This is a genomic window from Knoellia terrae (assembly GCF_048606435.1).
GTDB lineage: Bacteria > Actinomycetota > Actinomycetes > Actinomycetales > Dermatophilaceae > Knoellia > Knoellia terrae.
This window is the reverse complement of sequence record NZ_JBMBWH010000015.1, coordinates 15,885-39,748: the sequence shown is the minus strand read 5'-3', so window position 1 is coordinate 39,748 and position 23,864 is coordinate 15,885. Positions and strand designations below refer to the sequence as shown.

Below are 23,864 nucleotides of genomic sequence, written 5' to 3'. Positions count from 1 at the left end.
ACCGTGGCTTCATCTTCATCACACCTCCAGATCGAGGTGTTTCCCTGACCGCTTGAACCGAAGACGTCGTACGGTGCAGTAGGCGGTGGGGTGGGTGCGGCGGCATACAGTGCGACGGTGCCCACTCGCCGCGCGGTCGTGCTCGCGGTGGTCACGCTGCCGCTGGCGGCGTGCGGGAGCCCGCAGCCCTCATCGACCGAGGAGACGACCCGAGCCATGCGCCTTCCCTATGGCAACGACCCGAGCCAGTTCGGGGAGCTGACCCGACCGTCCGGCCCGAGCAAGGGCGTCGTCGTCGTCATCCACGGCGGCTTCTGGAAGGCGGAGTACGATGTCGAGCTCGGCCGTCCGCTCGCCGTGTCCCTGGCACAGCACGGCTGGACGGCCTGGAACGTCGAGTACCGCCGGGTCGGCGCCGGCGGCGGCGCGCCCGCCACCTTCGACGACGTCCACGAGTCCATCGAGCACCTGGCCACGGTCGAGGACCTCGACACCTCGGTCGTCCTCACGCTCGGGCACTCGGCCGGTGGCCACCTGGCCGTCTGGGCAGCCGGGCGCCACCAGCAGCCGCGGTGGAGCGAGTGCAGAGTGCGGGTCACGGGCGCCGTGTCGCAGGCCGGTGTCCTCGACCTCGTGGCCGCGCACGACGACGACCTCGGTGACCGGGCCGCCGCCCGCTTCCTCGGCCACACGCCCACCTCCGCGGACCTGGCCTACGACCCGCGCCAGCAGGTGCCGCTCGACGTCCCCGTCCGGTGCATCCACGGCCGCGCCGACGACGTCGTGCCGCTCAGCCAGTCGGTCGACTACGTCACCGCAGCGACTGCTGCCGGCGGTGACGCGAGCCTCGTGGAGGTCGACGGTGACCACTTCGTCGTCATCGACACCGAGTCAGAGGTCTGGCGGCGTCAGCTCGAGCTGCTCGACGAGCTCGGGGGTCGCTGACGTCTCGGCAGCTTCGCCACGACGAGCTCGTAGGAGGTGTCGATCGCCTCGAGGATCGCGTCGTCCGGGATGGCGCCGCCGAGCGCGAGGGTGTTCCAGCCGTGGCGGCCGATGTAGGGCATGACGCCCGCGCCCTGCGGGAACTCCGCGATCCACTCGTCCGCCTCCGTCCGCGACCCGAGCTTGACGCCCACCCCGGTCCGGCCGAGGAAGGCGAAGATCTTGTCACCCACCTTGGCGACGTGGTCGCCCTCCCACGGCTGGTCCGGCCAGGCACCGGGCTTGGCCAGGGCGTGGGCGGCGACCTCGTCGGGCGTCACGGCGTCACGGTGTCACTTGGTCGCTTCGCTCATCTGGCGGAGCTCCTTCTTGAGGTCACCGAGCTCGTCACGCAGGCGCGCCGCCAGCTCGAAGTGCAGGTCGGCCGCGGCCTGGTGCATCTGCGTGGTGAGCTCCTGGATGAGGTTGGCGAGGTCGCCGGCCGCCATGTTCGCGAGCCGGGCGGCCCCGACCACCGACGCGTCCGCGGCCAGGGCACCGCGACCACCTCGACCGCCGTCGGACTTCCCGCGGGAGCGGGCCCGGCCCGAGCCGAGGAGCTCCTCGGTGTCGGCGTCCTCGCGCTCGAGCATGTCGGTGATGTCAGCGATCTTCTTGCGCAACGGCTGCGGGTCGAGTCCGCGCTCGGTGTTGTAGGCGATCTGCTTCTCGCGGCGGCGAGAGGTCTCCTCGACGGCCTCGGCCATCGACGGCGTGACCTTGTCGGCATACATGTGCACCTGGCCGGAGACGTTGCGCGCTGCACGGCCGATCGTCTGGATGAGCGAACGCGCCGAGCGCAGGAAGCCCTCCTTGTCGGCGTCGAGGATCGACACGAGCGACACCTCGGGGAGGTCGAGACCCTCGCGGAGCAGATTGATGCCGACGAGCACGTCGTACTCGCCCAGTCGCAGCTCACGCAGCAGCTCGACGCGGCGCAGCGTGTCGATGTCGGAGTGGAGGTAGCGGACCCGCACCCCCTTGTCGAGGAGGTAGTCGGTGAGGTCCTCGGCCATCTTCTTGGTGAGGGTGGTTACGAGCACGCGCTCGTTGCGCGAGGCCCGCAGGTTGATCTCGTGGAGCAGGTCGTCGATCTGGCCCTTGGTCGGCTTGAGGACGATCTCGGGGTCGACGAGCCCCGTGGGGCGGATGATCTGCTCGACGATGCCGTCGGCACGGGCGACCTCGTAGTTGCCCGGCGTCGCCGACAGGTAGACGGTCTGGCCGATGCGCTCGAGGAACTCCTCCCACTTCAGCGGCCGGTTGTCCATGGCGGACGGCAGCCGGAAGCCGTGGTCGACGAGGGTCCGCTTGCGGGAGGCGTCGCCTTCGTACATGGCACCGATCTGCGGCACGGTCACGTGCGACTCGTCGAGGACGAGGAGGAAGTCCTCGGGGAAGTAGTCGAGCAGGCAGTTGGGCGCCGAGCCGGCGGTGCGGCCGTCGAGGTGCATCGAGTAGTTCTCGATGCCCGAGCAGGACCCGACCTGACGCATCATCTCGATGTCGTAGGTGGTGCGCATGCGCAGCCGCTGCGCCTCGAGCATCTTGCCCTGGCTCTCGAACAGCCGGAGCTGCTCGGCGAGCTCGTGCTCGATGCCGGCGATCGCGCGGTCCATGCGCTCGGGACCGGCGACGTAGTGCGAGGCCGGGAAGACGTACATCTCCTGCTCCTCGCGCACGATCTCACCGGTGAGCGGGTGCAGCGTGTAGATCTTGTCGACCTCGTCGCCGAAGAACTCGATGCGCACGGCCAGCTCTTCGTACATGGGGATGATCTCGACGGTGTCCCCGCGCACGCGGAAGGTGCCGCGGGTGAAGGCGAGGTCGTTGCGGGTGTACTGCATCTGGACGAACCGGCGCAGCAGGTCGTCACGGTCGAGCTCGTCGCCGACGCGCAGCTGCACCATCTTGTCGACGTACTCCTGCGGGGTGCCGAGGCCGTAGATGCACGACACCGAGGCGACGACGATGACGTCGCGGCGGGTGAGCAGCGAGTTGGTCGCCGAGTGCCGGAGCCGCTCGACCTCGTCGTTGATGGACGAGTCCTTCTCGATGTAGGTGTCGGTCTGAGGGACGTACGCCTCGGGCTGGTAGTAGTCGTAGTAGCTCACGAAGTACTCGACCGCGTTGTGCGGGAGCAGCTCCCGGAACTCGTTGGCGAGCTGGGCCGCCAGCGTCTTGTTGGGCGCCATGACCAGGGTGGGCCGCTGCACCTGCTCGACGAGCCAGGCCGTCGTCGCCGACTTGCCCGTGCCCGTGGCACCGAGCAGGACGACGTTCTGCTGGCCCGCGTTGATCCGCTCGGTCAGCTGGGCGATCGCCGCCGGCTGGTCACCGGCCGGCTGGAAGTCGGACACGACCTTGAACGGTGCGACGGTGCGCTTGAGGTCGGTGGTGGGACGCATAAGACAACGGTATGCCGTCCCACCGACAGTGCGAGGATGTGGCCGTGACCACGACGCTGCCTGCTCCCCGCACCCCCGACCCGCGGTCGGCACCGCCCCTGCGATGGGGCATCCTCGGCCCCGGCTACATCGCCCGTGAGTGGTCCACCGCGGTCCGCGCCGAGACCGACCAGGTTCTCCAGGCGGTCGCCTCGCGCGACCTCGGCCGGGCGCGCTCGTTCGCGGACGACTTCGGTGCGCACACGGCATACGGGTCGTACGACGAGCTCGTCGCGGACCCGGACGTCGACATCGTCTACGTCGCGACGCCGCACTCGGAGCACCACGCCCAGGCCCTGCTCGCGCTGTCGGCCGGCAAGCCGGTCCTCGTCGAGAAGGCGTTCACCCGCAACGCCGCCGAGGCGCGCGAGGTCCTCGACACCGCCGCCGGCAAGGGGCTGCTGGCCATGGAGGCGATGTGGACGCGCTTCCTCCCCGGGATCGACGTCGTCCGGCAGTGCCTCGAGCAGGGGCTCCTCGGCACCGTCGAGAACGTCTTCGCCGACCACGGTCAGCCGCTGTACCCGAACGGCCCGCAGCGGCTCTCCGACCCGGCCCTCGCCGGCGGCGCGCTGCTCGACCTCGGCATCTACCCGACGTCGTTCGCCTCGTTCGCGCTCGGTGGCATCGACACCGTCACGGCCACCGGCCGGCTCACCGACGAGGGGGTCGACGCGGAGGAGACCCTCCTCGTGACGGGGCGCAACGGCGGACGCGGACTCCTGCACGCCACCATGACGTCACGCACGCCGACCACGGCGAGCATCAACGGCACCGAGGGCCGGCTGGAGCTCGGCGACCCGGACGACCCCGACAACCGCTGGTACGCCCCGTCCCGCGTCCGCTTCGTCTCCCGCGACGCCGGGACCGACATCTCGTGGGAGCCCGAGCGCCGCGAGCACGGGCTGCACTTCGAGGCCTGCGAGGCCGCGCGCATCGTCGACGCCGGCCTCACCGAGAGCCCTCTCCTGCCCGCCGCCGAGACGCTGCGGATCATGGAGGTCCTCGACGAGGTCCGGGCACAGGTGGGAGTGCGCTACCCCGGCGAGTGACCGTCGTGGGCCAGCACCCGCGCGTGCACGGAGTCGAACCACGGCTCCTTCGCCGCGGTGTAGTCGCTCGTCGTGAGCCCCTGCGCCAGCAGCCCGAGCTTGAGGGCGGCATACTCCCCACGAGCCGCGGCATCGGACCGCAGCCAGTCCCGGAAACGCAGGGACCAGTCGTGACCGGGCGACCCGACCTCACGCACGTGGACGTGCGTCACCCGTCCCGGGTCGGCGCTGCCGTGGAACCGCTTGGCCCACACCGAGCCGTCCTTGCCATGGTCCGACACGTTGCCCTCCACGCGCGGGAACCCCTGGCGCGCCATCGCCTCGACGAACTCCGGCGCGTCCGCGTCGGCGAGGGAGACCACGCCCACCTGCAGGTCGATGACGTCCTTGGCGACGAGCCCCGGCACCGACGTCGAGCCGATGTGCTCGACCGAGACCGCGCGCTCCCCCAGCGCCCGGCGGATCCTGGCCCCGAGCCGAGCGGCCTCCGCGGGCCACTCCTCCTGCGGTTCGCTGAGGGTGAGGTGCTCCGGACGGGCTGCGCGTATGCCGTGCCGCAGGTTCTCGTTGAAGGGCTCGAGCCGCTCGGCCCAGAGCCGCCGGACCTCGGCCTCGAGCTGCTCGCGAGTTCCGTCGTTGTCGAGCCACACGTCAGCGGCGGCGCGCCGGGCGGCGTCACCGGCCTGGGCGTCGATCCGCACCTGCGCGTCAGCGCGGTCCATGCCCCGCTCGCGCACGAGCCGGTCGAGGCGCACGCCCTCGTCGGCGCCGACGACGACGACCAGGTGGTACTGGTCCCCCATGGCCTTCTCGACGATGAGCGGCATGTCGTGCACGAGCACCGCGTCGTCGGACACCGAGGTCATGCGCTCGGCCGTCAGGCGCCAGATGGCGGGGTGGGTGATGCCCTCGAGGTCGGCCAGCGCGCCCGGGTCCCCGAAGACGACCCGTCCGAGCGCCGGTCGGTCCAGGGCGCCGTCAGCGCCGAACACCGAGTCGCCGAACCGGGTGCGGATCTCGGCGAGCGCCGGCATACCCGGTTCGACGACCTCACGGGCAACCGCGTCCGCGTCGAAGACGACCGCACCGAGGTCGGCCAGGCAGGCGGCGACGGTCGACTTGCCTGACCCGATTCCCCCGGTGAGACCCACACGCAGCATGCGCCCAACCTAGGCGGTCGCCCTCCGGTCAGTCCGCCAAGCGGGCCGGGAAGCCTCCGGTGGCCACCGGTCCCCAGCGGGTCGGGGTGATGCGGAGCAGCGACTTGTCCTGCTCACGCATGGCCTGCCGGTACTCGTCCCAGTCGGGGTGCTCCCCTGAGATGCACCGGTAGTAGTCGACGAGCGCCTCCGCGGCCTCGGGCATGTCGACAACCTCGCACTCGCCGTCGACCTGCACCCAGGCCCCGTCGAAGTCGTCGGAGAGGACGAGGACGCTCACCCTCGGGTTCCGCCGGGCGTTGGCCGTCTTGGCGCGCTCGGGGTAGGTGGAGACGACGATGCGACCCTCCTGGTCGACGCCACCGGTCACGGGCGAGGCCTGCGGGGTGCCGTCGCGCCTCGTGGTGATGAGGACCAGGTGGTGCCGTGGTCGGACGAAGTCGAGCAGCCCGTCGAGGTCCACCTCGGAGTTCGTCGCAACCGTGCGTGCCATGGAGCCACTCTCGCACGAGGTGGCTCCATGGCACGCGTCGTCGGGCCGCGTCAGCAGCCCTCGTCGGTGAAGCCGCACAGCTGGGGGTACACGTGCTCGACCGAGGGTCGAGCAGCCCGGATGAGTGCTGGGTCGACATGGTCGGTGCGAGTGAACGAACCGGACGCGCTCGACAATGTGACGGCGCGGCCCGACCGGACCGCGAGGACGACGGACCCGCCCGTCACGTTCGGCTGGCCCGAGATGTGGCTCAGGGCGAGCCCGTCGCTCCACGGCCCGCTCAGCTGCTCGACCACTCCGCCGGTGGCGCCGTCCGTGGTGAACGAGCAGGCGCGGCCCTGGGCCTGCAGGTCGTCCATGAAGGCGGCTGCACCATCCTCGGCGGCGAACAGCACGTACGCCTCACCGTCGGCCCGGCCCTCGCCGCCCTCAATTCGCCGCGCGTCGTAGCGGTAGGCGTCACGCAGGCCCGCGATGCCGAAGACGTCTCTGCCGCACGGTCCCGCGAAGGTGTTCGTGACGGTCCATGACCCGGCGTGGAGCAGCGTGACCGGGTGGAGAGCCTCCCACGCCGGTTCGATGGCGGGCGGGCTGGGCGGCGGCGGAAGCACCGGGACCGGAGTGGGTGTGGGCTCGAGGGGTGCGGGCCGGGTGGGTGTGGACGAGGGTGCTGACGTGGCGGAAGCCGTCGGGCGCGCCGCCGATGCGGTCGCCGTGGCCGTGGGGGTCGGCGTCGGCGTGCCCGTCGAGGTGACGGTGGGGGTCGTCTCGACCGGGGCCGTCTCGACGGGCGCGGACGTGGGCGTCGGTGACGCCGGGAGGGCCTCGTCGCGCCCGATCTGGTCCCCGATCGCCAGGGTGCCGGCGCCGATGACCGCGACAGCGGCGGCGGCAGCCGCCCCCATCACCCAACGCTGCCGACGGCGCCGCCGGCGTGCTTGCTGGACGACCTGCTCCGCGAACCCGTGACGCGCCGGCGAAGGCTGCACGTCCTCGAGCCTAACGCGCAGCTCGTCCTCACTGATCGGGCTCATGACAACCTTCCTTCCTCGACGCGCTGCGTTCCGAGGCGCGCGAGCGCTCGGGAGCACGTGGACTTCACTGTTCCGACGGAGATCTCGAGCTCTTCGGCGACCTGGCGTTCGCTGAGGTCGAAGTAGTAGCGCAGGACGACGATCGTGCGTTCGCGCTGGCTCAGGCCCGCGAGCTCGTGCACGATGTCGTCGCGGTGGTCGACGCTGGCGTAGGCGCGGGACGCGGAGCCGCTGACGTGCAGCTCACCGATGTCCCCGACGACGGGTTCCAGGTGCCGGCGGCGCCACCGGTCGGTGTTGAGGTTGACGAGGATCCGGCGTGCGTAGGAGTACGCACCCTCGGGCCGCACCCTCCCCCAGTTGAGGTAGGTCCTGATGAAGGCCTCCTGCAGCAGGTCCTCCGCCACGGCACGGTTGCCGGTGAGCAGCACCGCCACGCGGGACAACCTCGGTTGCGCCCCTTCGACGAAGGCCGTGAACTCGGCATCCGCCCCCTTCGATGTCTGCACATCGCCCCCCTCGTCCGTTCCGGCGCGTCCCGCCTGACACCCATCCCTACGAGTCCGCGCGCCAATGGGTTGAGTGTGGCCGCGAACGTCCCTCGCTCGCCGCCGGACAGGCCGAAGGCCCGGCTCCCCCGCGAGGGGGAACCGGACCTTCGGTCGTGCGTCACGGCATACGCGAGGTATGCCGGTCGACTCAGTTTCCGGTGAGCTTCTCGCGCAGTGCGGCGAGGGCCTCGTCGGAGGCGAGGGTGCCCTCGTTGGCCGGCGGAGCGGCCGGACGCGAGTCCGAGCCCTCGTCGTCCGAGGAGGACGACGACGACGCGGAGGCCGAGTCGCTGCTGTAGGACGTGGCGTTGTCGCCACCGGCGGCAGCCTCGGCGTCGGCCTTGGCGGCCTCCTCGACCTGGGTGCGGTGCGACTCCCAGCGGGCGTGGGCCTCGGCGTACTGCTTCTCCCAGACCTCACGCTGCTTCTCGTAGCCCTCGAGCCACTCGTTGGTCTCGGAGTCGAAGCCCTCGGGGTACTTGTAGTTGCCCGCCTCGTCGTACTCCGCGGCCATGCCGTAGAGGGTCGGGTCGAACTCGGTGAGCCCGGCGCCGTCCTCGTTGGCCTGCTTGAGGGAGAGCGAGATGCGACGACGCTCGAGGTCGATGTCGATGACCTTGACGAAGATGTCGGCGCCGACGGTGACGACCTGCTCCGGCAGCTCCACGTGGCGCTCGGCCAGCTCGGAGATGTGGACGAGGCCCTCGATGCCGTCCTCGACGCGCACGAACGCACCGAACGGGACGAGCTTGGTGACCTTCCCGGGCACGACCTGGCCGATGGCGTGCGTGCGGGCGAAGTGCTGCCACGGGTCCTCCTGCGTCGCCTTCAGCGACAGGGAGACACGCTCGCGGTCCATGTCGACGTCGAGCACCTCGACGGTGACCTCGTCACCGACCTCGACGACCTCGGACGGGTGGTCGATGTGCTTCCAGGACAGCTCGGAGACGTGGACGAGACCGTCGACGCCGCCGAGGTCCACGAACGCACCGAAGTTGACGATGGAGGACACGACGCCCGAACGGACCTGGCCCTTCTGGAGCTCCTTGAGGAAGGTCGTGCGGACCTCGCTCTGGGTCTGCTCGAGCCACGCGCGACGAGACAGGACCACGTTGTTGCGGTTCTTGTCGAGCTCGATGATCTTGGCCTCGATCTCCTTGCCGACGTACGGCTGGAGGTCGCGGACACGACGCATCTCGACGAGGGAGGCGGGGAGGAAGCCACGCAGGCCGATGTCGAGGATGAGCCCACCCTTGACGACCTCGATGACGGTGCCGGTGACGACGCCGTCCTCCTCCTTGACCTTCTCGATCGTGCCCCAGGCGCGCTCGTACTGAGCCCGCTTCTTGGACAGGATGAGGCGGCCTTCCTTGTCCTCCTTCTGGAGAACGAGGGCTTCGACCTCGTCGCCGACCTTGACGACCTCGTTGGGGTCGATGTCGTGCTTGATGGACAGCTCGCGCGAGGGGATGACGCCCTCGGTCTTGTAGCCGATGTCGAGCAGCACCTCGTCGCGGTCGACCTTGACGATGATGCCCTCGACGATGTCGCCATCGTTGAAGTGCTTGATCGTCGCGTCGATGGCGGCGAGAAGTTCTTCCTCAGAGCCGATGTCGTTGATGGCGATCTGAGGGGCGGTCTTGGCGACCGTGCTGGCAGTCATGTAGTAGGAACTCCGATGTGGACAGATGGATGAGATGGGATGGAACTGGGTGCCCTCGGCCTGCTCGTCGGCCCTTGCGGGCACGCGTCAGAGCACACGAGTGCTCGGTCACCCTACCGACGTCGCCTGTGAGCGGTCAAAGCGGGTATGCCGGTGGGTGACGCCGCCGGACGCCGCACCGCCGACACGGACGAGACCCAGGCGGCGAACCGTGCCTGGTGGGACGGGGAGGCCGCCGAGTACTACACCGAGCACGGGGCGTTCCTCGGCGACGACGAGTTCGTCTGGGGACCCGAGGGGTGGACCGAGGAGATGCTCGACCTCCTGCGGGCCACACGCGGCCAGCGCATCCTCGAGATCGGCGCCGGCGCCGGCCAGTGCGCCCGGTGGCTCCAGCGCCACGTCGGCGCCTCGGTGGTGGCCACCGACCTGTCGCTGGGCATGCTCGCCGTCGGCCGGGCGGTGAGCGAACGCACCGGCACCGCTCCCCCGCTGCTGCAGTGCGACGCCCTCGCCCTGCCCTTCGGCGACGCGAGCTTCGACACCGTCTTCACGGCATACGGGGTGGTGCCGTTCGTCGCCGACAGTGCTGCTGTCATGCGAGAGGCGGCCCGCGTGCTCCGCCCGGGCGGCCGGTTCGTCTTCTCGACGACCCATCCGGTGCGGTGGGCCTTTCCCGACGACCCGACCGAGGCCGGGCTCACCGCGCGGCTCAGCTACTTCGACCGCACGCCCTACGTCGAGGCCGACGCGGACGGGCGGGCGACGTACGTCGAGCACCACCGGACGATGGGCGACCGGGTGCGCGAGGTGGTCGCGGCGGGGCTGGTCCTCGAGGACGTCGTCGAGCCCGAGTGGCCGGAGGACAACACCGAGACGTGGGGCGGGTGGTCACCCACGCGGGGGGCTCTCATCCCCGGCACGGCGATCTTCGTCTGCCGCCGGGGCTGACGTCCTGCCGCAGGAACAGGCCGGCCCCGCCACCTCGAGGTGGCGGGGCCGGCCGGTGCTGCGGTCCGGTCGACGTCAGCGTCCGTGGACGTCGGAGCGGGTGCGGGTGGAGTCGTTGCTCTCGTCACCGAAGACGTCGATCGTCCTCGTCTCGTCCGAGGCGCCGGCGCCACCCTCGGGTCCACGACGGGCCGGGTAGGCGTAGTCGTCGTCACCGTTGGTCCGGCGGGCGCCGTGCCAGAGGAAGAACCCGACGGCCAGGGCGAGGAGGCCTAGCAGACCTGTGATGAGCGGAAGGTTGCCGATGAGGCTCAGCCGGGAGTTGCTGTCCTTGGCACTGTCGACGTTGCCCTTCACGGTCTCGTCGGTGAAGCCGAAGTCGAGGTCGAGCACCGTGGTGCCGTTCTCGAGGACGCGCTTCTGCTGCTCGGTCTGCTTGAGGATCGAGCCCGTGCGGGGGTCGACGAACATCGTCTTGAGGTCGGAGTAGGTGCCCTGGACGCCACGGACGATCTCGGCGGGTTCGTCCGCGACGTCGATGACGAACTTGTAGGTGTCCCAACCGTTGACCTTCTCCTCGCCCTCGAAGGTCGCGTCGACCGCGCGGTCGAGGATGCCGTCCCAGTAGGGGTAGGTCTTCTTCTCGACGTCGAAGGGGAACTTGTTGACGAGACCCTCGTGCGGCTGGGCGTCGCCGATGTACTTCTCGTCGTTGACGGAGAGGCCGGTTCGGCGGTCGGTGGCGAACCGGTCGGTCGTCGCCGTGACGAGTCGCTTGTCCGGGTCGGTGTCGTCCACGCAGTCCGGCGCGTCACCGTTGGGGTCTTTGATGAGGCAGGTGAACGTGTCGAAGACGACGACGTCGCCATCGGACTTCTGCCCGTCGGCCACCGTGTGGCTCAGCGCCTTGACCGGAGCACCGTCACCGCTGGGCAGCGCGGTGGCGTTGCCCGCGAGCCGGGTGTAGGAGTCGGTGTCCAGCGGGGTCTTCTTGACCGCTCCCGGGATGTAGAACAGGGCGAGCAGGGCGGTGGTGATGAGGAAGCCGGCAAGGCCCATCAGCACCAGGCCGATAATTCTGCGCATCTGCGGGACACCTTTGTCTCAAGTGGGGCGGTCGCCGAACCCTACCAGCCGGTAAGCGCGATTCGAAGGATATGTGAGCGAGCCCGCTCGCCTACGATTCGGCCATGGCGGCGACGGAGTCACACCGGGACCTGGTGGTCACGGTGATCCCGGCGCTCGACGGTCTGCGAGCCCTCGCCGCCGGCCTCGTCGTCCTCACCCACGCCGCCTTCCTCACCGGCTTCGGCGCGACCGGCGGGCTCGTCGGGCGCCTGTGGTCGCGTGGCGACTTCGGCGTGGCGATCTTCTTCGCCCTCTCCGGCTTCCTGCTGCACCGCGGGCTCGTCGCCGCCGACGTCCAGGGCCGGCTCGACGGGTTCGGCTACGCGGTGAAGCGGGCCGCACGGATCCTGCCGGCGTATTGGATGGTGCTTGCCGTAGTGGCGGCGGGCGCGACGCCACCGCTGCGTGACGTCGTGATCCACGCGTTCGCCCTGCAGATCTACTGGCCCGACGCGTGGATCGGCGCATTCGGGCAGTCGTGGAGCATCGCGACGGAGATCGCCTTCTACGTCGCCCTGCCCCTGGCTGTGCTCGCGCTACGACTGCTGCGACGCCGGCACCCCAACGCTCCCCTGCCGGTCCTGTGCGTCATGGCGGCGGCCCTGACCGCGACCTCGGGCATCGGCGGTGACGCGGTGGTGGGCCAGGACATCTTCTACGACCGGTGGCTGCACTCGCGGGCACCGCACTTCCTCATCGGGATGATCTGCGCGGAGACCCTCCTCGCCCCGGAACACCGTGTCACCCAGGTGCTCACCCGCTGGGGCGGTGACGTGGTGGCGTGTCTCGCCGTGGCGGCTGGCGCCTACCTCCTGGCCACCACACCCATCGCCGGGGGGCTCGACCTCTCCCCAGGAACAGCGACGGACGTCGTCGTCCGCACCGCCCTGTCGGGAGTCGTGGCCCTCGGGCTGCTCCTCCCCCTCACCCACGGCGGGGCCTCCGGCTACCGAGCCGCGCTCTCGCACCACACCGTGCGCTACTTGGGTGTCATCAGCTACGGCCTCTTCCTTTGGCACGTCCCCGTGTTCATCGGCCTGTACGCCGTGTCGGGAGTGCGTGAGTTCACCGGTGCCCTCCTGCCCCTCCTGACACTGGGGGTGCCGGTCAGTCTGGGGTTGGCGGCGGCCACCCATCGCTGGGTCGAGGTCCCGTCATCGCGGCTGGCGGGGAGGTTCCTGGCTCGACGCCGCCACCGCCAGAGTGATGGCCGCGAGCACGAGCACTCGGACGCTCCCCTCAACCGCTGACGCTCCCGGGGCCCCGGGAGCGAGGACCGCCTGCGTCACAGCGGCGGCGACCCCCAGCGCCAGGACACCGGCGGGCCAGAACCACCGTGGCGCGGCGAGTCGCCTGACCAGGACCACGGCGAGCAGGGCGATCGCGGCCCCCGTCGGGCCGGCCACGAGCAGACCTGCGCCGGCCAGGCCGAGGGCCACGATTGCAGGTCGCCCCAAGGCTGAGGCGCGGCGGGACACCCTTGCTCCGCTCCGGTCCGGGGCTAGGGCGGAGCCGAGGAGGAGCAGCGCGGCGAGCGCCCCTGCGAGAAGCCCCGTGCGGTAGGGCCCGTCAGGAGCGAACCGGATGACCAGCTCACCCGCAGCCCCCGCTGGCACGACGAAGCCCTGGCGGCGGGCGTCCAGCGTCTGTGGCTCGAGGGAGCGGCCAGCGAGCGTGGCCTCCCACCCGGGGTTGGCGTTCTCGGTCATGACGAGCAGCCGCTCCGCACCCTCGTCCACGCGGCCGCGGATCTCGGTGGCGCCGAGACGCCGTATCTCCACGGCGACGGGCGACGACGCGTCGGTCCGGGAGCTCTCGTGGGTGAGGACGACCGATCGCGCGCCCATGCCCTGCCACGGCTCGAGCACGACGCGGTGACGGGGTGAGGCGCTCACCTCGACCGACCCGCAGGCCCGCCAGGTGATGTCGGACAGCCCGAACAGCGCGTCCCTGCTCGCCGTTGCCGAGGTCGGGACGGACACCCCGTCGACCGTGAGCCGCGGACCCTCACCGCAGGGTGCCTCGAGCCGGGGCGGTGCCGGTGCGAACGGCTGACCGACCAGCTCCAGCTCCTCGAGCTCGAGCGCCCCGAGGCCCGGCTTCCGGGGACCGGGGATGTGGGTGAACGTCAGCGTCAGCGTTCGACCGGTGGTCGGCGGGATCGACAGCACCCCTCCGGGTTGGAGCCGCCTCGTCGTCACCTCGACGCCGTCGACGGCGACGAGGACGGCGGGCGACTCCTTCTCGGCCCACTCGCGCCGGGTCTGCAGCCGGATGTCGGCGAAGGTCGTCGCGGTCTCCAGCTCGAGGGTGAGCGAGGGTGACTCGTCGTCACCGGAAGGACTCCAGGCGGTCAGCGGATTGCCGTCCACCACGGCCACCGGCAACGAAGCCGGGGCGTAGCCGCGCAGGCTGCTCGCACCCACGGTGACCCCGGGGACGTCGAGGAGTCGCTCGGGCGGCCGGAGCGGGTCGATCGCCAGCGTCCCTGCTGCGGTCGCCGGTCCCACCACCATCGCGGACACGTCCCGCACCAGGTCTCCGGTCGACTCGGGGTCGACGAGCTGGCCGGCGAAGCAGGTCACTCGGGCCGTCTCGCGTGTCGGTGCAGCGCACCCGTCCTTGCCGGAGAGTCCGGCTCCCAGAACCAAGGCCGTCGCCTGCTCGTCGGTGGCGGGGGTGCTCACCACCTCGACCGGGGTAACGCCCGGGATGCGCACCTCCGCGAGCCCGGTCGCGCTGTCCCCCGGTGCCCCGCGGGTGGTGTCGAGGATCTCGACCACGAGCGATGTGGCCCGACCCGGCGGCAGGGCGACCCTTGTCGGCGACGTCGGCGCGAGGGTGGCTCGCACCTCTCCTGAGTCCGTCGTCACGCGGACCCGGGTGGCCGTACCGAGTCCGTCGCCGAAGCGCACCCGATCGGCGTACGGCTGGATCGAGACTTCACGAACGTCGGCGGACTCGGGGAGCGAGAGCGTCAACCGAGGTCGCGGGTCACCCAGCGTGACCCATGCCGTGCGCTCATCGCCGTCGAGGGCGGCGAACGGGCGGTGGGCGGGCTGCAGTCCTGCGAAGCCGAACTCCGTGGCGATCGAGCTTGAGGCGGTGACGTCGCTGATCCCCTCGTAGGAAACGAGCGAGCGTCGACCTGTCTCCGACCAGGGGAGATAGTCCGGCGCGCCGTCCAGCTCGTCGTCCGACAGGGTCGGGGACACGTCCTGACCGCGAGGCGCGCCGAACCACCGGGTGCGCGCCCGGAAGCCGTCGGTGCCGACCTCCCTGCTCGGTCGCACCGAAGGCACGCGGTCACCGTCGAAGACGACCGGGCCCTGGAGCCCTGCCTCCGCCAGGCGCGCGAGGTCCTCCGTCGCCCCGGTCGACCCCAGCACGCTCGCCATCGGCCAGAGCGCGAGCTCGGGTGCGACCTCCCCCTGGAGCTCGAAGACCTCGAGCTGGAAGACGCGATCCCCCACGAGGTTGAGCTGGGAAGGGCCGAAGCCCCTGACGAACCGGGTGTCCGGGCTCTGCTGGATGGCCGATCTCGCGAACGCCACCGGTGGCTGTCCACTGTCATCGATGCTCAGGTCGTTGCGCACGAGGAGGTAGCGGACACCTGCGTCGCGAAGAACCTCGGTGGCACCTCCCAGCGCGCGACCCGTCTGGAGGCGCCGTTCGACCTCGTCGAGCAGACGGATCGTCCCCGCGGGGGCGAGGGGCACTCCGTCGCGGACGGCATACGGGGACGACGTCAGCGGCCGGAGCGGTTCGTCGAGAGGTCGGCCCCACGTGTACTCGGCGAAGTTCGCTGCGGGCACGATAAGCGCCCGGCCGTCTCCGGACGTGTCGAGCCACGCACCGACGTCTCGCCAGTAGTCGGGGATGGACCCGACGTTGCCCCGCGCCACGATGGCCCCGCTGAAGGCAGGGGTCGCAGCCGCGATGACGACCAGCGCGGCGCTCCCCAGCACGGCCGGGCGCGCCCAGGCGCGTGTCGGACGCCACGCTGCCACGGCGCCGAGCAGGTGTGACAGCCCTAGGGCCAGCGGCAGCCGCACGAGGAGGTCTGCCTTGTGCACGTTGCGCAGCGGGGCCAGCGCCCCGTCGAGGGCCGCCTGTGCCTGGGAGACCAGGGGTGACGCCAGGGGACCGTCATGGGGCAGCGAGATCGCGAGGACCCCGACGACCAGGCAGCTGAGGACGAAGGCGCGGTGGGGCATCGAGCGGACGGCGAGACCGGCCAGCCCTGCGGCCATGACGGCCGCCGTGGCGACGATGAGGGCACGCGAGCTCACGAGCTGGTAGCCGGCCGGCCACCAGGCACCCCCCTGGGTGGCCACGTGGGCGAGCCAGTGGGTGGTCCCTCGCAGGACGTCGAGAGCGCCGACCCGGGCGGAGACCGCGCTTGAGTTCTCGATCCAGTCGAGGAAGGGCGGCGAGTATCGGCCCATCACCAGCAGTGGGACGAGCCACCAGGACGTCGCCGCCACGACGGCCACACCCCACCACCACGTCAGGGCACGTCGCCACCACGCAGTGCGCGTGAGCAGCCAGATCGCCGCCGGGAGCACGGCGAACGCGGTCGCGGTGGCGTTCACTCCCCCGCACCACAGGATGGCCACACCGCTCAACGCGGCACCGCGACGGGCGCCCATCACGCCGCGGTCGACGAGGACGAGGGGCCACAGGACGGCAGGCGCGAGCAGCTGGGGATGGGCTTCTGACGAGAGCGCGCCGAGGGTGCTCACGACGCGTGGTGCCAGTACGTAGGCCAGCGCGGCGATGACACGGGTGCGACGTGTCCCGATCTGCAGTGCGCCCAGCAGGCCCAGCATGGCGACGAAGCCGGCGGTGAGGAGCGTCATCCACCACAGGCGCTGCACCACCCACATCGGCAGGAGCTCGGAGCCGATCCCGAAGAACGGCCCCATCGGGAAGAGGTAGCCGTAGGCCTGGTTCTGGATGCCGCCCCACGTCACCTGAGGGTCCCAGGCATGCAAGGAGCGAGCCATGAAGCCCCACGGGTCGACATAGAGGTCGTTCTTGGTGTCGGCGGAGATTCGACCGAGGGGCACCGACCAGGCCACGGTCCAGACGACGAACAGCCCTGCCCAGACGACGCCGTCGAGCCGGCGGAGGGACCTCACGTTCGGCGCAGCACCATCATGAGGTTCCAGGACAGAACCTCGCGCAGCAGCGGGAGGTGCAGCACGCTGTCAGCCCAGTCCGGGTGGTAGCGCGGCGCGGCCTCGAGGAGCGTGGCGCCCTCCTGCCTGCGCGCCCAGGCGAGTCCACCCGCCACGGTGGCCGGAAACATCGACTCTCCGTACACGTTCTTCGGCGGGTGTCCGTGAGTGCGCTCGTAGCGTCGTCGGGCGTAGTCGCCACCGAGGAGGTGCCACGGCGAGGTCTCGTGACCTCCCCATGGCGAGGCCCATGCGGTGTAGGAGATGAAGAGAAGGCCTCCGGGTCGGACGACGCGCACCATCTCGTCTGCCACTGCACCTGGGTGGGTCACGTGCTCCATGACGTTGTTGGACATGACGACGTCGACGCTGGCGTCAGCGACGGGCAGCTGCTCCCCCCGGCCCACCACGGCAGCGCGACCAGGTCCTTGCTCCAAGGAGTCCCGATGCAGGTCAACCGCGACGTAGCGCGCTCCCGCATCCTGGAAGCGACGTCCGAACTGCTCCTGACCCGCGCCGACGTCCAGGACGGTGCGACCGACCAAGCTCTCGTGTCGACCGATGAGCGCAACGGTGTCATCCGCGACATCCGTGTAGAAGCGCTCCGGTTCGGTCTGCTCCACGAGGAAGGAACGGAAGAGCCTCGCCGACCTTGCTACTGTGCGGTATCTCCTGGGCGGCGCGGATCGCATGTCCGGAATCTAACCATCCGGCCCTGTGCCCGGCGCACGCGACCGGATCCCTGATGGAAGGTGTTCGCCGATGGGCCTCAAGGTCCTCATGCTCAACTGGCGCGACATGGGACACCCGGAGGCGGGTGGCGCGGAGAAGTACCTCGTGACCGTCGCCGAGGGACTGTCTGCACGAGGACACCGCGTGACCATCCGCACGGCGAAGTACCCCGGGGCGCTGAAGGACGAGGTCGTGAACGGCGTCCGCTACATCCGCCGCGGAGGACGACTCGGCATCTATCCCTTGGCCTTGGGACAGCACTTGATGGGGCGTCACGAGGCCGACGTGGTCATCGACGTCCAGAACGGCGTCCCGTACCTCACACCGCTCATCCGACGGCGGGGCGTGGTCAACCTGGTCCACCACGTGCACAGGGAACAATGGCCGGTGGTCTTCGGGCCGCGCATGTCCAGGCTCGGCTGGTGGCTGGAGTCACGTGTCGCACCGCAGGTGTACCGGAACACCCCCTACGTCGCCGTCAGTGACTCCACGCGCGTGGAGCTGAGCGGACTGGGGGTCGATGCGTTGCGCATCCAGGTCATCCACAACGGGACCGACACGACGCCGCTCGACGGGACCCAGCGTTCGGCGAACCCGTCCATCATCGTCCTGGGTCGTCTCGTTCCCCACAAGCGGGTCGAGCTCGCCCTCGAAGCTGCGGCGAACCTCCTCACCGAGATGCCGGACCTGACGGTTGACGTCGTCGGATCGGGATGGTGGGAGCACCATCTGACAGCTCGTGCCCAACAGCTCGGCCTGGACGGCGCCGTCACCTTCCACGGCCACGTGTCCGAGCTCGAGAAGCACCACCTCCTTGCGCGCGCCTGGGTGCACGCCCTGCCCAGCCTCAAAGAGGGCTGGGGCCTCGTGGTCGTAGAGGCCGGAGTGCACGGCACGCCGTCCGTCGCGTTCCGTGAGGCAGGCGGACCGACGAACTCGATCGTTCACGGCCGAACGGGATTGCTCGTCCAGCCCGGGATCGAGAACTTTACCTCCGCAGTCCGGACAGTTCTCGTCGACGACGAGCAACGTCGTCGAATGAGCGACGAGGTGGCGGCGTGGGTCACACAGTTCCATTGGGACGAAACCGTGGACCGGTGGGAAGAGGCCCTCATGCTCGCGAGCGGGCACACCAACCACTGAGAAAGACGGGAGACCGGCGCCCACGGGCACCGGTCTCAGAACGCGACGAAACGACCCGCTCAGGGGGCGTCGTACAGGACAACCTGCTCGCTCTTGGCCGGCGAGTTCGCGGTCGGAGACACCGCGGAGACGCCACCGATCACGGCGACGAGCGCCAGGAGAGCGCCCCCGATCGTGGCAGCGATGGCGGAAACGGGTGAGGTCATGGGCGCGAGCGTAGCAGACTCGTCAGTAACCTTCTGGACCTCCGAGTCGCCGCGCCGACAACGCCCAGCATGATCGTCGTCAGCACGGTGATGCCCCAGCCGATGACGTGCCAGACGGGGGTGCCGATGTCAGTGACGTGTTCATCCAGCTCGACGACGAGGAGCTGTTCGCGGTCCACGACGACGCGCCCGGCCGAACGCACGGCTGCCTCGTCCACGGGCAGGCCCGTACCGAGCTCGGCAGCCACGTACCTCACGCCGACCGATCTCATCGCGTCCACGGGGGCCACTCCCGCGCCGATCAGGTCCGAGACCGTGGACGCGCGACGGTCCTCCCCCGCGACCACACCCGATCGCAGAGGAAGGGAATCGTCGAACAGCACTCGCTGCCCGACGATGCGGGGGGCCAGGGTGAGGGAGACCCCGGCGCCGTTCCACTCGTAACGTCGGTACTGGTTCCACGGAAGCAGGCCGACCTCACCACTCGGAAGCGATGAGATTTCGGCAGCCGCTTGTCGGTACGCCTGGGGTACCGGGACGGCATCCAGACGACCCCCCAAGCCCCAGATCATGTGGGACGATGTCAGGACCACGAGTCCAATCACCACGACCGCGACCACCCCTGTCAACCCGGACTCGGCCCTTCGCCTCACGGAGTCGATCAGTGCTCCCAGGCCCACCGAGGTCGCCACGACCCACACGGCGACGAACTTGTGGCTGTCACGGAGTGCGCCTCCGCCGGGCACCTCGGTCACCAGCCACGCCCAGATGCCGTACGTCGAGGGCAACACGCTCAGGGCCACCACGGCGGCACCCACGACGACCGGGGCCATGAGCAGGAGGGCACGGCCTCGGCGCAACGCCACCACGAAGAACACGAACGACACCAGGGACACGAGCCCAGCGGTCACCGCGATCAGCGTGACCTCACGCTGGATCGGGTGAGACGCGGAGTTCCAGAACCCACCTCCACTGACGAGCGATCCCCAGACCCCGAGGGGTGTGTCAGCGATGGGCACGAACGCCGACACCCCGGCGCGCCCCACGCCCACAGCCGCCTGGAGTGCTGGGAGGGCCCAGACCGCGGACACCCCCACGACGGTCAGACACGCCACTCCCAGCGACACGACCGACCGGCGTGGATCCGAGACCATCGCTGCGAGAAGCACTGCACAGACCCCGGTGGCCACGATCAGCACGGAGTTGACTCCCCCGAGGCCGGCGCTGCCGAGGATCAGCACGAGGGCGCGGCGGCTCCCCTGCCCCTGAACCGAGCGATGCGCCGACCGAAGCCCCCACGGGAGAACCGCATATCCGATCAGGACCGTCCACTGACCTACGGCGAGCCGTTCCGCGACAAAGGGGTTCCAGATGCTGACCAGCGCGGTCACACCCCATGCAGTCAGCCCGGCACCCGATACCACGTGACGCAACAACGCCACCATCCCCAGGGACGCGCCGACCAGCACCGCGACCAGGATCGCCTTCTGTGACAGGGCCGGTGTGAGCACCAATCCGACGAGCCATGCGACAGCATCACTCGGCACCGCCCGGGGCGCGGGCGTCCCGACGCCCGTGGCAAATGGCGTCAAGCGTGAGTCCGGCGACCACACCATGTCGTACGCCAGCACCACACCCGGGCTGAGGGCCGGGCCGAGAATGACGACGGCAAGCGCGATCGACCACACGGCCGGTAGCGCTGTACGCCAAGCAGGCGAATGGACGGATGCTGACAATCTGCCGGGCACCCCCATCGTCTTCCGCCCATCGGCCGGCGGGCCATGCATCGTCGCCCCTGGCTTCCCGTGCCGGAGAACCTACCAGCTCTCGGGGGCCCGATGATCGAGCCAGATGCGGGGCCTGCGCAGCGGCTACGGTGCTAGCCATGGACCGACCACGTGCAGCCAGCTCACGAGTCGCTGCCCTTGACGGTCTGCGTGGTGCGACCATCATCCTCGTCGTCTTGAACCACGCATGGATCCTCTGGCCCAGAGACCAGATCGATCGCATCCCTGTGATTCGTGGGGTCTTCCAGGGTGGTTCGGTCGTGATCTTCTTCGTGGTCGGCGGGTTCATCGTCACTCTGACTCTCCTCAGGGAGCATGCACGCGGCGCTCTGGATCCCTTGCGGTTCTATCTCCGGCGCATCGTGAGGATCGGAGTGCAGCTTGTGCCCGCGTGCGTTGCGGTCTACGCGATTCATCGCCTCGACCCGACCGACCCCTTCTCGGACTCGGCTACGACGCGTTCGCTGCTCAACGTGCTGACCTACACGTGGAACCAGTACGCCCTGGACAACGTCTTCGAGGCCCGAAGCGATCTGGGCCACCTGTGGTACCTGAGCGTGCAGCAGCAATGCTATTTGCTGCTGCCCATCCTGCTGCTGCTCTTTTCGGGTCACCGGCGCATCTTGGCGATCCTTCTGAGCATCGCCGCGGTGGCAGTCGTCATTCACCGCTACTCAGTTCTGGACGAGGGCGGCTGGTTCCCCGCGTCACTGATGACGACGACGCGGTCAGACGGACTCATTCTCGGCGTGGTTGCGGCGCTTGGTATCGGCTATCTGGCCCGTTGGAAAACCCATGCGAACTCAGTTGCGTTGGGTGCTGCCGTTTCACTGTTCGGCCTCCTCATCCTCTCGGGCGAGATTGACCCCCTCCAGTACCTGCGGCACTGGGGGGTGGTATTCACGCTGATCAGCGTGGTCCTGGTGTGTGGTCTCTACCACGCGGACGCACACTCCTTTGTCACGCGGCTCTTTGCTCATCGATGGCTTCAGTACCTGGGCAACGCCTCCTTGGCCATCTACGTGTGGCACCTCATCATTTTCGAGACGGTGGCCAGGCACACCGGCACCTGGGATTGGCAGAGCCGCAGCGTGCTCGCCTTCACCCTTCTCACTCTGGTGACGGTGCTGGCTCAGCGATACGTTGAGGAACCCGCGCGCCTGTGGCTGGCACGCTCGGGCATGTTCCGGAGTCTTCCCAGCCCGAAGGCAACTGATCGCCTCGACGTTGACCCTGGGATACGGTGACCACCGTGCCGGGGATCTCTCACCAAACCAACGCGAGGATCCCTGCGCTGGAAGGACTCCGTGGCCTCGCCCTCCTTCTCGTCGTACTGTCCCACCTGTGGGTGGTTTATCCCTTCGATGGACTGGAGAACGTCGCCCCGCTCGACGGATGGTTCCGAAGCGGCAGTGTCGGCGTCTCCATCTTCTTGGTCCTGAGTGGGTTCCTCGTCACCCGCAGCCTGCTGTCGGCACACGGTCGAGATGGCCCCTCGGGTGCGGCCCTGGTCCTGCTCCGACGGTTCCTTCGTATCAGCGCACAGGTGTATCTGGTGCTGGTCGCCGTCGTCGTTCTCGCCGACATCGACAGCACCGACACCGCCAGTGAGGCGTCCACGACGAACTCGGCCAGGACCATCGCGACGTACACATGGAACTGGTACGTCCGCGAGCATGCAATGGAAGCGCGTTCGGACCTCGGCCATCTGTGGTATCTCAGCGTTGAGTTGCACGTCTTCCTGGCTCTCGCCATCGCCATCGCCCTGTGGGGCAAGCGTCGTCTGGCACTGATCTCGGCAGTCGTCGGACTGATCGTTGCCGTCACCTGGTGGCGCTGGCACGCATATGACGTCGAGGGTTGGTACAGCGCCTCGCTGCGTACGACAACACGGGCCGATGCTGCGCTCTACGGGATTCTCGCAGGGCTCCTTTGGGACCGGGCGCAGGCGTGGCGCCATGAAGCGGCCTCGGTCCTTGGGGCTGCGACGTTGGTCATCATCGGCGTCGTGCTCAGCACCTCACAGCTTGACATCGGCGCCTACTTCAAGGTCCAAGGCATCGTCATCGCGGTCGCTGCGACGCTGTTCGTCATGGCGGCGTCCGTCGATGAGTCCACATCGAGCCCGGCGGCGCGCATCTTCGCGGCCTCTCCCCTGCGCATCCTGGGAACCGTGTCCCTGCCGTTGTACGTGTGGCATCTGCCGGTCTACTGGTTCATCTCCAGGCACACCACGTCGTGGAGCAACCTCTCGCGCACCTTGGTCACGATCGTCACTCTCGGCGCTCTTGTGTTCCTCCTCCATCGCTTCGTGGACGAGCCGGTGCGCAGGTGGACGAGCATGATCAGACGGAGCCACGCAGAGACTGCGAGAACGGTCTGACGGGGCCCGTCATCATTTCTGCCGGGGCGCGAGCCTGCGACGGCCGGCCGACCTGACATCAGGCTGGGCCACCACCGTGAACCCTACTTCTTGCGTCGAAACCTGTTGACCCGCTCCAGCGCCGCGCTCACGTGCTCGTCCGAGACGCCGAGTCGGCGTTTGGCGCGGTCATAGAGGGCCAGGACACCGCGATCTGCAGCGATCGCGACCCGTCGGGTCACCGACTCCTGTGGGCGGGCACGGTAGTTCGTGGCCTTCCGCACCGGACTCAACCCCTCGGTGAAGTAATAGAGCGCCATCGACCGACGAGCGACGTCTTCCGGGCACGTCAGCGCGTCCGGGTGACCGTGAAAGCTGTCGGCACTCGTCGTGAAGATGAGCATCCGGTTACCGGCCGGCCGAACTTTGGCCTGGGGGGCCGTCATTTCCCTGTCCCAGAGCTCGAGCTGTCCGCCCCACTCCTCGGCCCACGACTCATTCAGGTACAGGAGGATGTTGACCCGGCGGCTCCAGCTCTCCTTGACGTGGTGGGTCGTGAAGTCGGCGTGGATGTTGAGGTGCCCGCCGCGGAGCGTCTGGTGCAGTCCGCCACCATCCATGCTCCAGTCCGGCAGCAGGTCGTCGATCCCGGTCAGGGACTCCAGAAACGCCACGAACTCGTCGGAGACGAACTCCTTGGCCGCTGCGGTCAACGTCGGGCCCCATGTGTCCGGCTGGGTGTTGGCGTACTTCGTTTCGTTGACGTGCAGATACCCCTTCCAGAACGGATCACGGATGGAGGGGAACTCCGCAGCGGCCCGGGCGAAGGCGTCCGGGACAAGCACGTCGTCGAGGACGATGTGCGGGAAGGGCTGCGCGGACCGGTACCGCTCGCGCAGCTCGGGCAGTCGCGCGTTCATCGCATCCAGGCCGACGACGGTGGCGGGCATCATGGCGGGGAGTATGCCAGAGCGCATTGCGCGCTCGT

General features: G+C 69.4%; 20 protein-coding genes. 7 read left to right on the top strand and 13 right to left on the bottom strand.

The features are described from left to right. Window positions 1-117: 117 nt before the first annotated feature. The gene (locus tag ACOJV9_RS16180) at window positions 118-945 is read left to right on the top strand and encodes an alpha/beta hydrolase family protein (RefSeq protein ID WP_420186264.1); all 828 of its coding nucleotides are present in this window, start codon (window positions 118-120) and stop codon (window positions 943-945) included. On the opposite strand, the gene ACOJV9_RS16175 is transcribed toward ACOJV9_RS16180, so the two are convergent. Together ACOJV9_RS16175 and uvrB are read right to left on the bottom strand one after the other, a co-directional pair. Then, entirely contained in the window at window positions 909-1,265 is a 357-nt protein-coding gene (locus tag ACOJV9_RS16175; protein ID WP_420186263.1) for an MmcQ/YjbR family DNA-binding protein, read from the bottom strand. The two genes, ACOJV9_RS16180 and ACOJV9_RS16175, sit on opposite strands and share 37 nt — an antisense overlap. 12 nt (window positions 1,266-1,277) lie before the next feature. Then, on the bottom strand, window positions 1,278-3,392 hold the full coding sequence (uvrB, locus tag ACOJV9_RS16170) for an excinuclease ABC subunit UvrB (RefSeq protein WP_420186262.1): 2,115 nt from the start codon (window positions 3,390-3,392) through the stop codon (window positions 1,278-1,280). A gap of 44 nt (window positions 3,393-3,436) precedes the next feature. Here uvrB and ACOJV9_RS16165 point away from each other — a divergent pair, with 44 nt between their 5' ends. Further along, window positions 3,437-4,483 carry a Gfo/Idh/MocA family protein gene (locus tag ACOJV9_RS16165; RefSeq protein ID WP_420186261.1) on the top strand — a complete coding sequence of 349 codons (1,047 nt, stop codon included), beginning with the start codon at window positions 3,437-3,439 and terminating at the stop codon, window positions 4,481-4,483. Here ACOJV9_RS16165 and coaE read toward each other — a convergent pair. The 5 genes from coaE to rpsA form a co-directional block, all read right to left on the bottom strand. Continuing rightward, a complete protein-coding gene (gene coaE / locus ACOJV9_RS16160; RefSeq protein ID WP_420186260.1) occupies window positions 4,468-5,643 on the bottom strand; it encodes a dephospho-CoA kinase in 1,176 nt (391 codons plus the stop codon). The genes ACOJV9_RS16165 and coaE overlap by 16 nt on opposite strands. A gap of 28 nt (window positions 5,644-5,671) precedes the next feature. Beyond that, window positions 5,672-6,136, bottom strand: coding sequence for a PPOX class F420-dependent oxidoreductase (locus tag ACOJV9_RS16155; RefSeq protein ID WP_420186259.1), 465 nt, complete (start codon window positions 6,134-6,136; stop codon window positions 5,672-5,674). Window positions 6,137-6,186: 50 nt separating this feature from the next. Next, window positions 6,187-7,170, bottom strand: coding sequence for a hypothetical protein (locus ACOJV9_RS16150; protein ID WP_420186258.1), 984 nt, complete (start codon window positions 7,168-7,170; stop codon window positions 6,187-6,189). Continuing rightward, the gene (locus ACOJV9_RS16145) at window positions 7,167-7,679 is read right to left on the bottom strand and encodes a SigE family RNA polymerase sigma factor (RefSeq protein WP_420186257.1); all 513 of its coding nucleotides are present in this window, start codon (window positions 7,677-7,679) and stop codon (window positions 7,167-7,169) included. Before ACOJV9_RS16145 ends, ACOJV9_RS16150 begins: the two co-directional genes overlap by 4 nt. Before the next feature lie 190 nt (window positions 7,680-7,869). Beyond that, on the bottom strand, window positions 7,870-9,384 hold the full coding sequence (gene rpsA, locus ACOJV9_RS16140) for a 30S ribosomal protein S1 (RefSeq protein WP_420186256.1): 1,515 nt from the start codon (window positions 9,382-9,384) through the stop codon (window positions 7,870-7,872). Window positions 9,385-9,531: 147 nt separating this feature from the next. Between rpsA and ACOJV9_RS16135 the strand changes: the two genes are divergently transcribed. Then, window positions 9,532-10,335, top strand: a complete 804-nt coding sequence (locus ACOJV9_RS16135) for a class I SAM-dependent methyltransferase (RefSeq protein WP_420186255.1) — start codon at window positions 9,532-9,534, stop codon at window positions 10,333-10,335. Between the two features lie 75 nt (window positions 10,336-10,410). Here the strand turns inward: ACOJV9_RS16135 and pgfA are convergent, their stop codons facing one another. Then, the gene (gene pgfA / locus ACOJV9_RS16130; RefSeq protein ID WP_420186254.1) at window positions 10,411-11,421 is read right to left on the bottom strand and encodes a cell envelope lipid trafficking protein PgfA; all 1,011 of its coding nucleotides are present in this window, start codon (window positions 11,419-11,421) and stop codon (window positions 10,411-10,413) included. A gap of 104 nt (window positions 11,422-11,525) precedes the next feature. On the opposite strand from pgfA, the gene ACOJV9_RS16125 reads away from it, so the two are divergent. Next, a complete protein-coding gene (locus ACOJV9_RS16125; RefSeq protein WP_420186253.1) occupies window positions 11,526-12,713 on the top strand; it encodes an acyltransferase family protein in 1,188 nt (395 codons plus the stop codon). On the opposite strand, the gene ACOJV9_RS16120 is transcribed toward ACOJV9_RS16125, so the two are convergent. Together ACOJV9_RS16120 and ACOJV9_RS16115 are read right to left on the bottom strand one after the other, a co-directional pair. Further along, complete coding sequence (locus tag ACOJV9_RS16120) at window positions 12,618-16,607, bottom strand: alpha-(1->3)-arabinofuranosyltransferase domain-containing protein (protein WP_420186252.1); 3,990 nt, start codon at window positions 16,605-16,607, stop codon at window positions 12,618-12,620. The two genes, ACOJV9_RS16125 and ACOJV9_RS16120, sit on opposite strands and share 96 nt — an antisense overlap. After that, entirely contained in the window at window positions 16,604-17,269 is a 666-nt protein-coding gene (locus ACOJV9_RS16115) for a class I SAM-dependent methyltransferase (RefSeq protein ID WP_420186251.1), read from the bottom strand. The genes ACOJV9_RS16120 and ACOJV9_RS16115 overlap by 4 nt, the downstream gene beginning before the upstream one ends. 139 nt (window positions 17,270-17,408) lie before the next feature. On the opposite strand from ACOJV9_RS16115, the gene ACOJV9_RS16110 reads away from it, so the two are divergent. Further along, complete coding sequence (locus ACOJV9_RS16110) at window positions 17,409-18,521, top strand: glycosyltransferase family 4 protein (RefSeq protein ID WP_420186250.1); 1,113 nt, start codon at window positions 17,409-17,411, stop codon at window positions 18,519-18,521. Window positions 18,522-18,580: 59 nt separating this feature from the next. On the opposite strand, the gene ACOJV9_RS16105 is transcribed toward ACOJV9_RS16110, so the two are convergent. Both ACOJV9_RS16105 and ACOJV9_RS16100 read right to left on the bottom strand, forming a co-directional pair. Further along, window positions 18,581-18,727 carry a hypothetical protein gene (locus tag ACOJV9_RS16105; protein ID WP_420186249.1) on the bottom strand — a complete coding sequence of 49 codons (147 nt, stop codon included), beginning with the start codon at window positions 18,725-18,727 and terminating at the stop codon, window positions 18,581-18,583. Next, window positions 18,724-20,415, bottom strand: coding sequence for an MmpA family trehalose lipid delivery protein (locus tag ACOJV9_RS16100; protein WP_420186248.1), 1,692 nt, complete (start codon window positions 20,413-20,415; stop codon window positions 18,724-18,726). Before ACOJV9_RS16100 ends, ACOJV9_RS16105 begins: the two co-directional genes overlap by 4 nt. Window positions 20,416-20,612: 197 nt before the next feature. Between ACOJV9_RS16100 and ACOJV9_RS16095 the strand changes: the two genes are divergently transcribed. After that, complete coding sequence (locus ACOJV9_RS16095) at window positions 20,613-21,761, top strand: acyltransferase family protein (protein ID WP_420186247.1); 1,149 nt, start codon at window positions 20,613-20,615, stop codon at window positions 21,759-21,761. Further along, window positions 21,758-22,897: an acyltransferase family protein gene (locus tag ACOJV9_RS16090; protein WP_420186246.1), complete on the top strand. Its 1,140-nt coding sequence runs from the start codon at window positions 21,758-21,760 to the stop codon at window positions 22,895-22,897. The genes ACOJV9_RS16095 and ACOJV9_RS16090 overlap by 4 nt, the downstream gene beginning before the upstream one ends. Before the next feature lie 83 nt (window positions 22,898-22,980). On the opposite strand, the gene ACOJV9_RS16085 is transcribed toward ACOJV9_RS16090, so the two are convergent. After that, window positions 22,981-23,829, bottom strand: coding sequence for a 2OG-Fe(II) oxygenase (locus ACOJV9_RS16085; protein WP_420186245.1), 849 nt, complete (start codon window positions 23,827-23,829; stop codon window positions 22,981-22,983). Window positions 23,830-23,864 lie beyond the last annotated feature (35 nt).

Coding starts and splice junctions, on each gene's coding strand:
- ACOJV9_RS16150 (WP_420186258.1), bottom strand. CDS start 7,170: ATGAGCCCGATCAGTGAGGACGAGCTGCGCGTTAGGCTCGAGGACGTG.
- coaE (WP_420186260.1), bottom strand. CDS start 5,643: ATGCTGCGTGTGGGTCTCACCGGGGGAATCGGGTCAGGCAAGTCGACC.
- rpsA (WP_420186256.1), bottom strand. CDS start 9,384: ATGACTGCCAGCACGGTCGCCAAGACCGCCCCTCAGATCGCCATCAAC.
- ACOJV9_RS16125 (WP_420186253.1), top strand. CDS start 11,526: ATGGCGGCGACGGAGTCACACCGGGACCTGGTGGTCACGGTGATCCCG.
- ACOJV9_RS16110 (WP_420186250.1), top strand. CDS start 17,409: ATGGGCCTCAAGGTCCTCATGCTCAACTGGCGCGACATGGGACACCCG.
- ACOJV9_RS16105 (WP_420186249.1), bottom strand. CDS start 18,727: ATGACCTCACCCGTTTCCGCCATCGCTGCCACGATCGGGGGCGCTCTC.
- ACOJV9_RS16155 (WP_420186259.1), bottom strand. CDS start 6,136: ATGGCACGCACGGTTGCGACGAACTCCGAGGTGGACCTCGACGGGCTG.
- pgfA (WP_420186254.1), bottom strand. CDS start 11,421: ATGCGCAGAATTATCGGCCTGGTGCTGATGGGCCTTGCCGGCTTCCTC.
- ACOJV9_RS16135 (WP_420186255.1), top strand. CDS start 9,532: ATGCCGGTGGGTGACGCCGCCGGACGCCGCACCGCCGACACGGACGAG.
- uvrB (WP_420186262.1), bottom strand. CDS start 3,392: ATGCGTCCCACCACCGACCTCAAGCGCACCGTCGCACCGTTCAAGGTC.
- ACOJV9_RS16095 (WP_420186247.1), top strand. CDS start 20,613: ATGGACCGACCACGTGCAGCCAGCTCACGAGTCGCTGCCCTTGACGGT.
- ACOJV9_RS16085 (WP_420186245.1), bottom strand. CDS start 23,829: ATGATGCCCGCCACCGTCGTCGGCCTGGATGCGATGAACGCGCGACTG.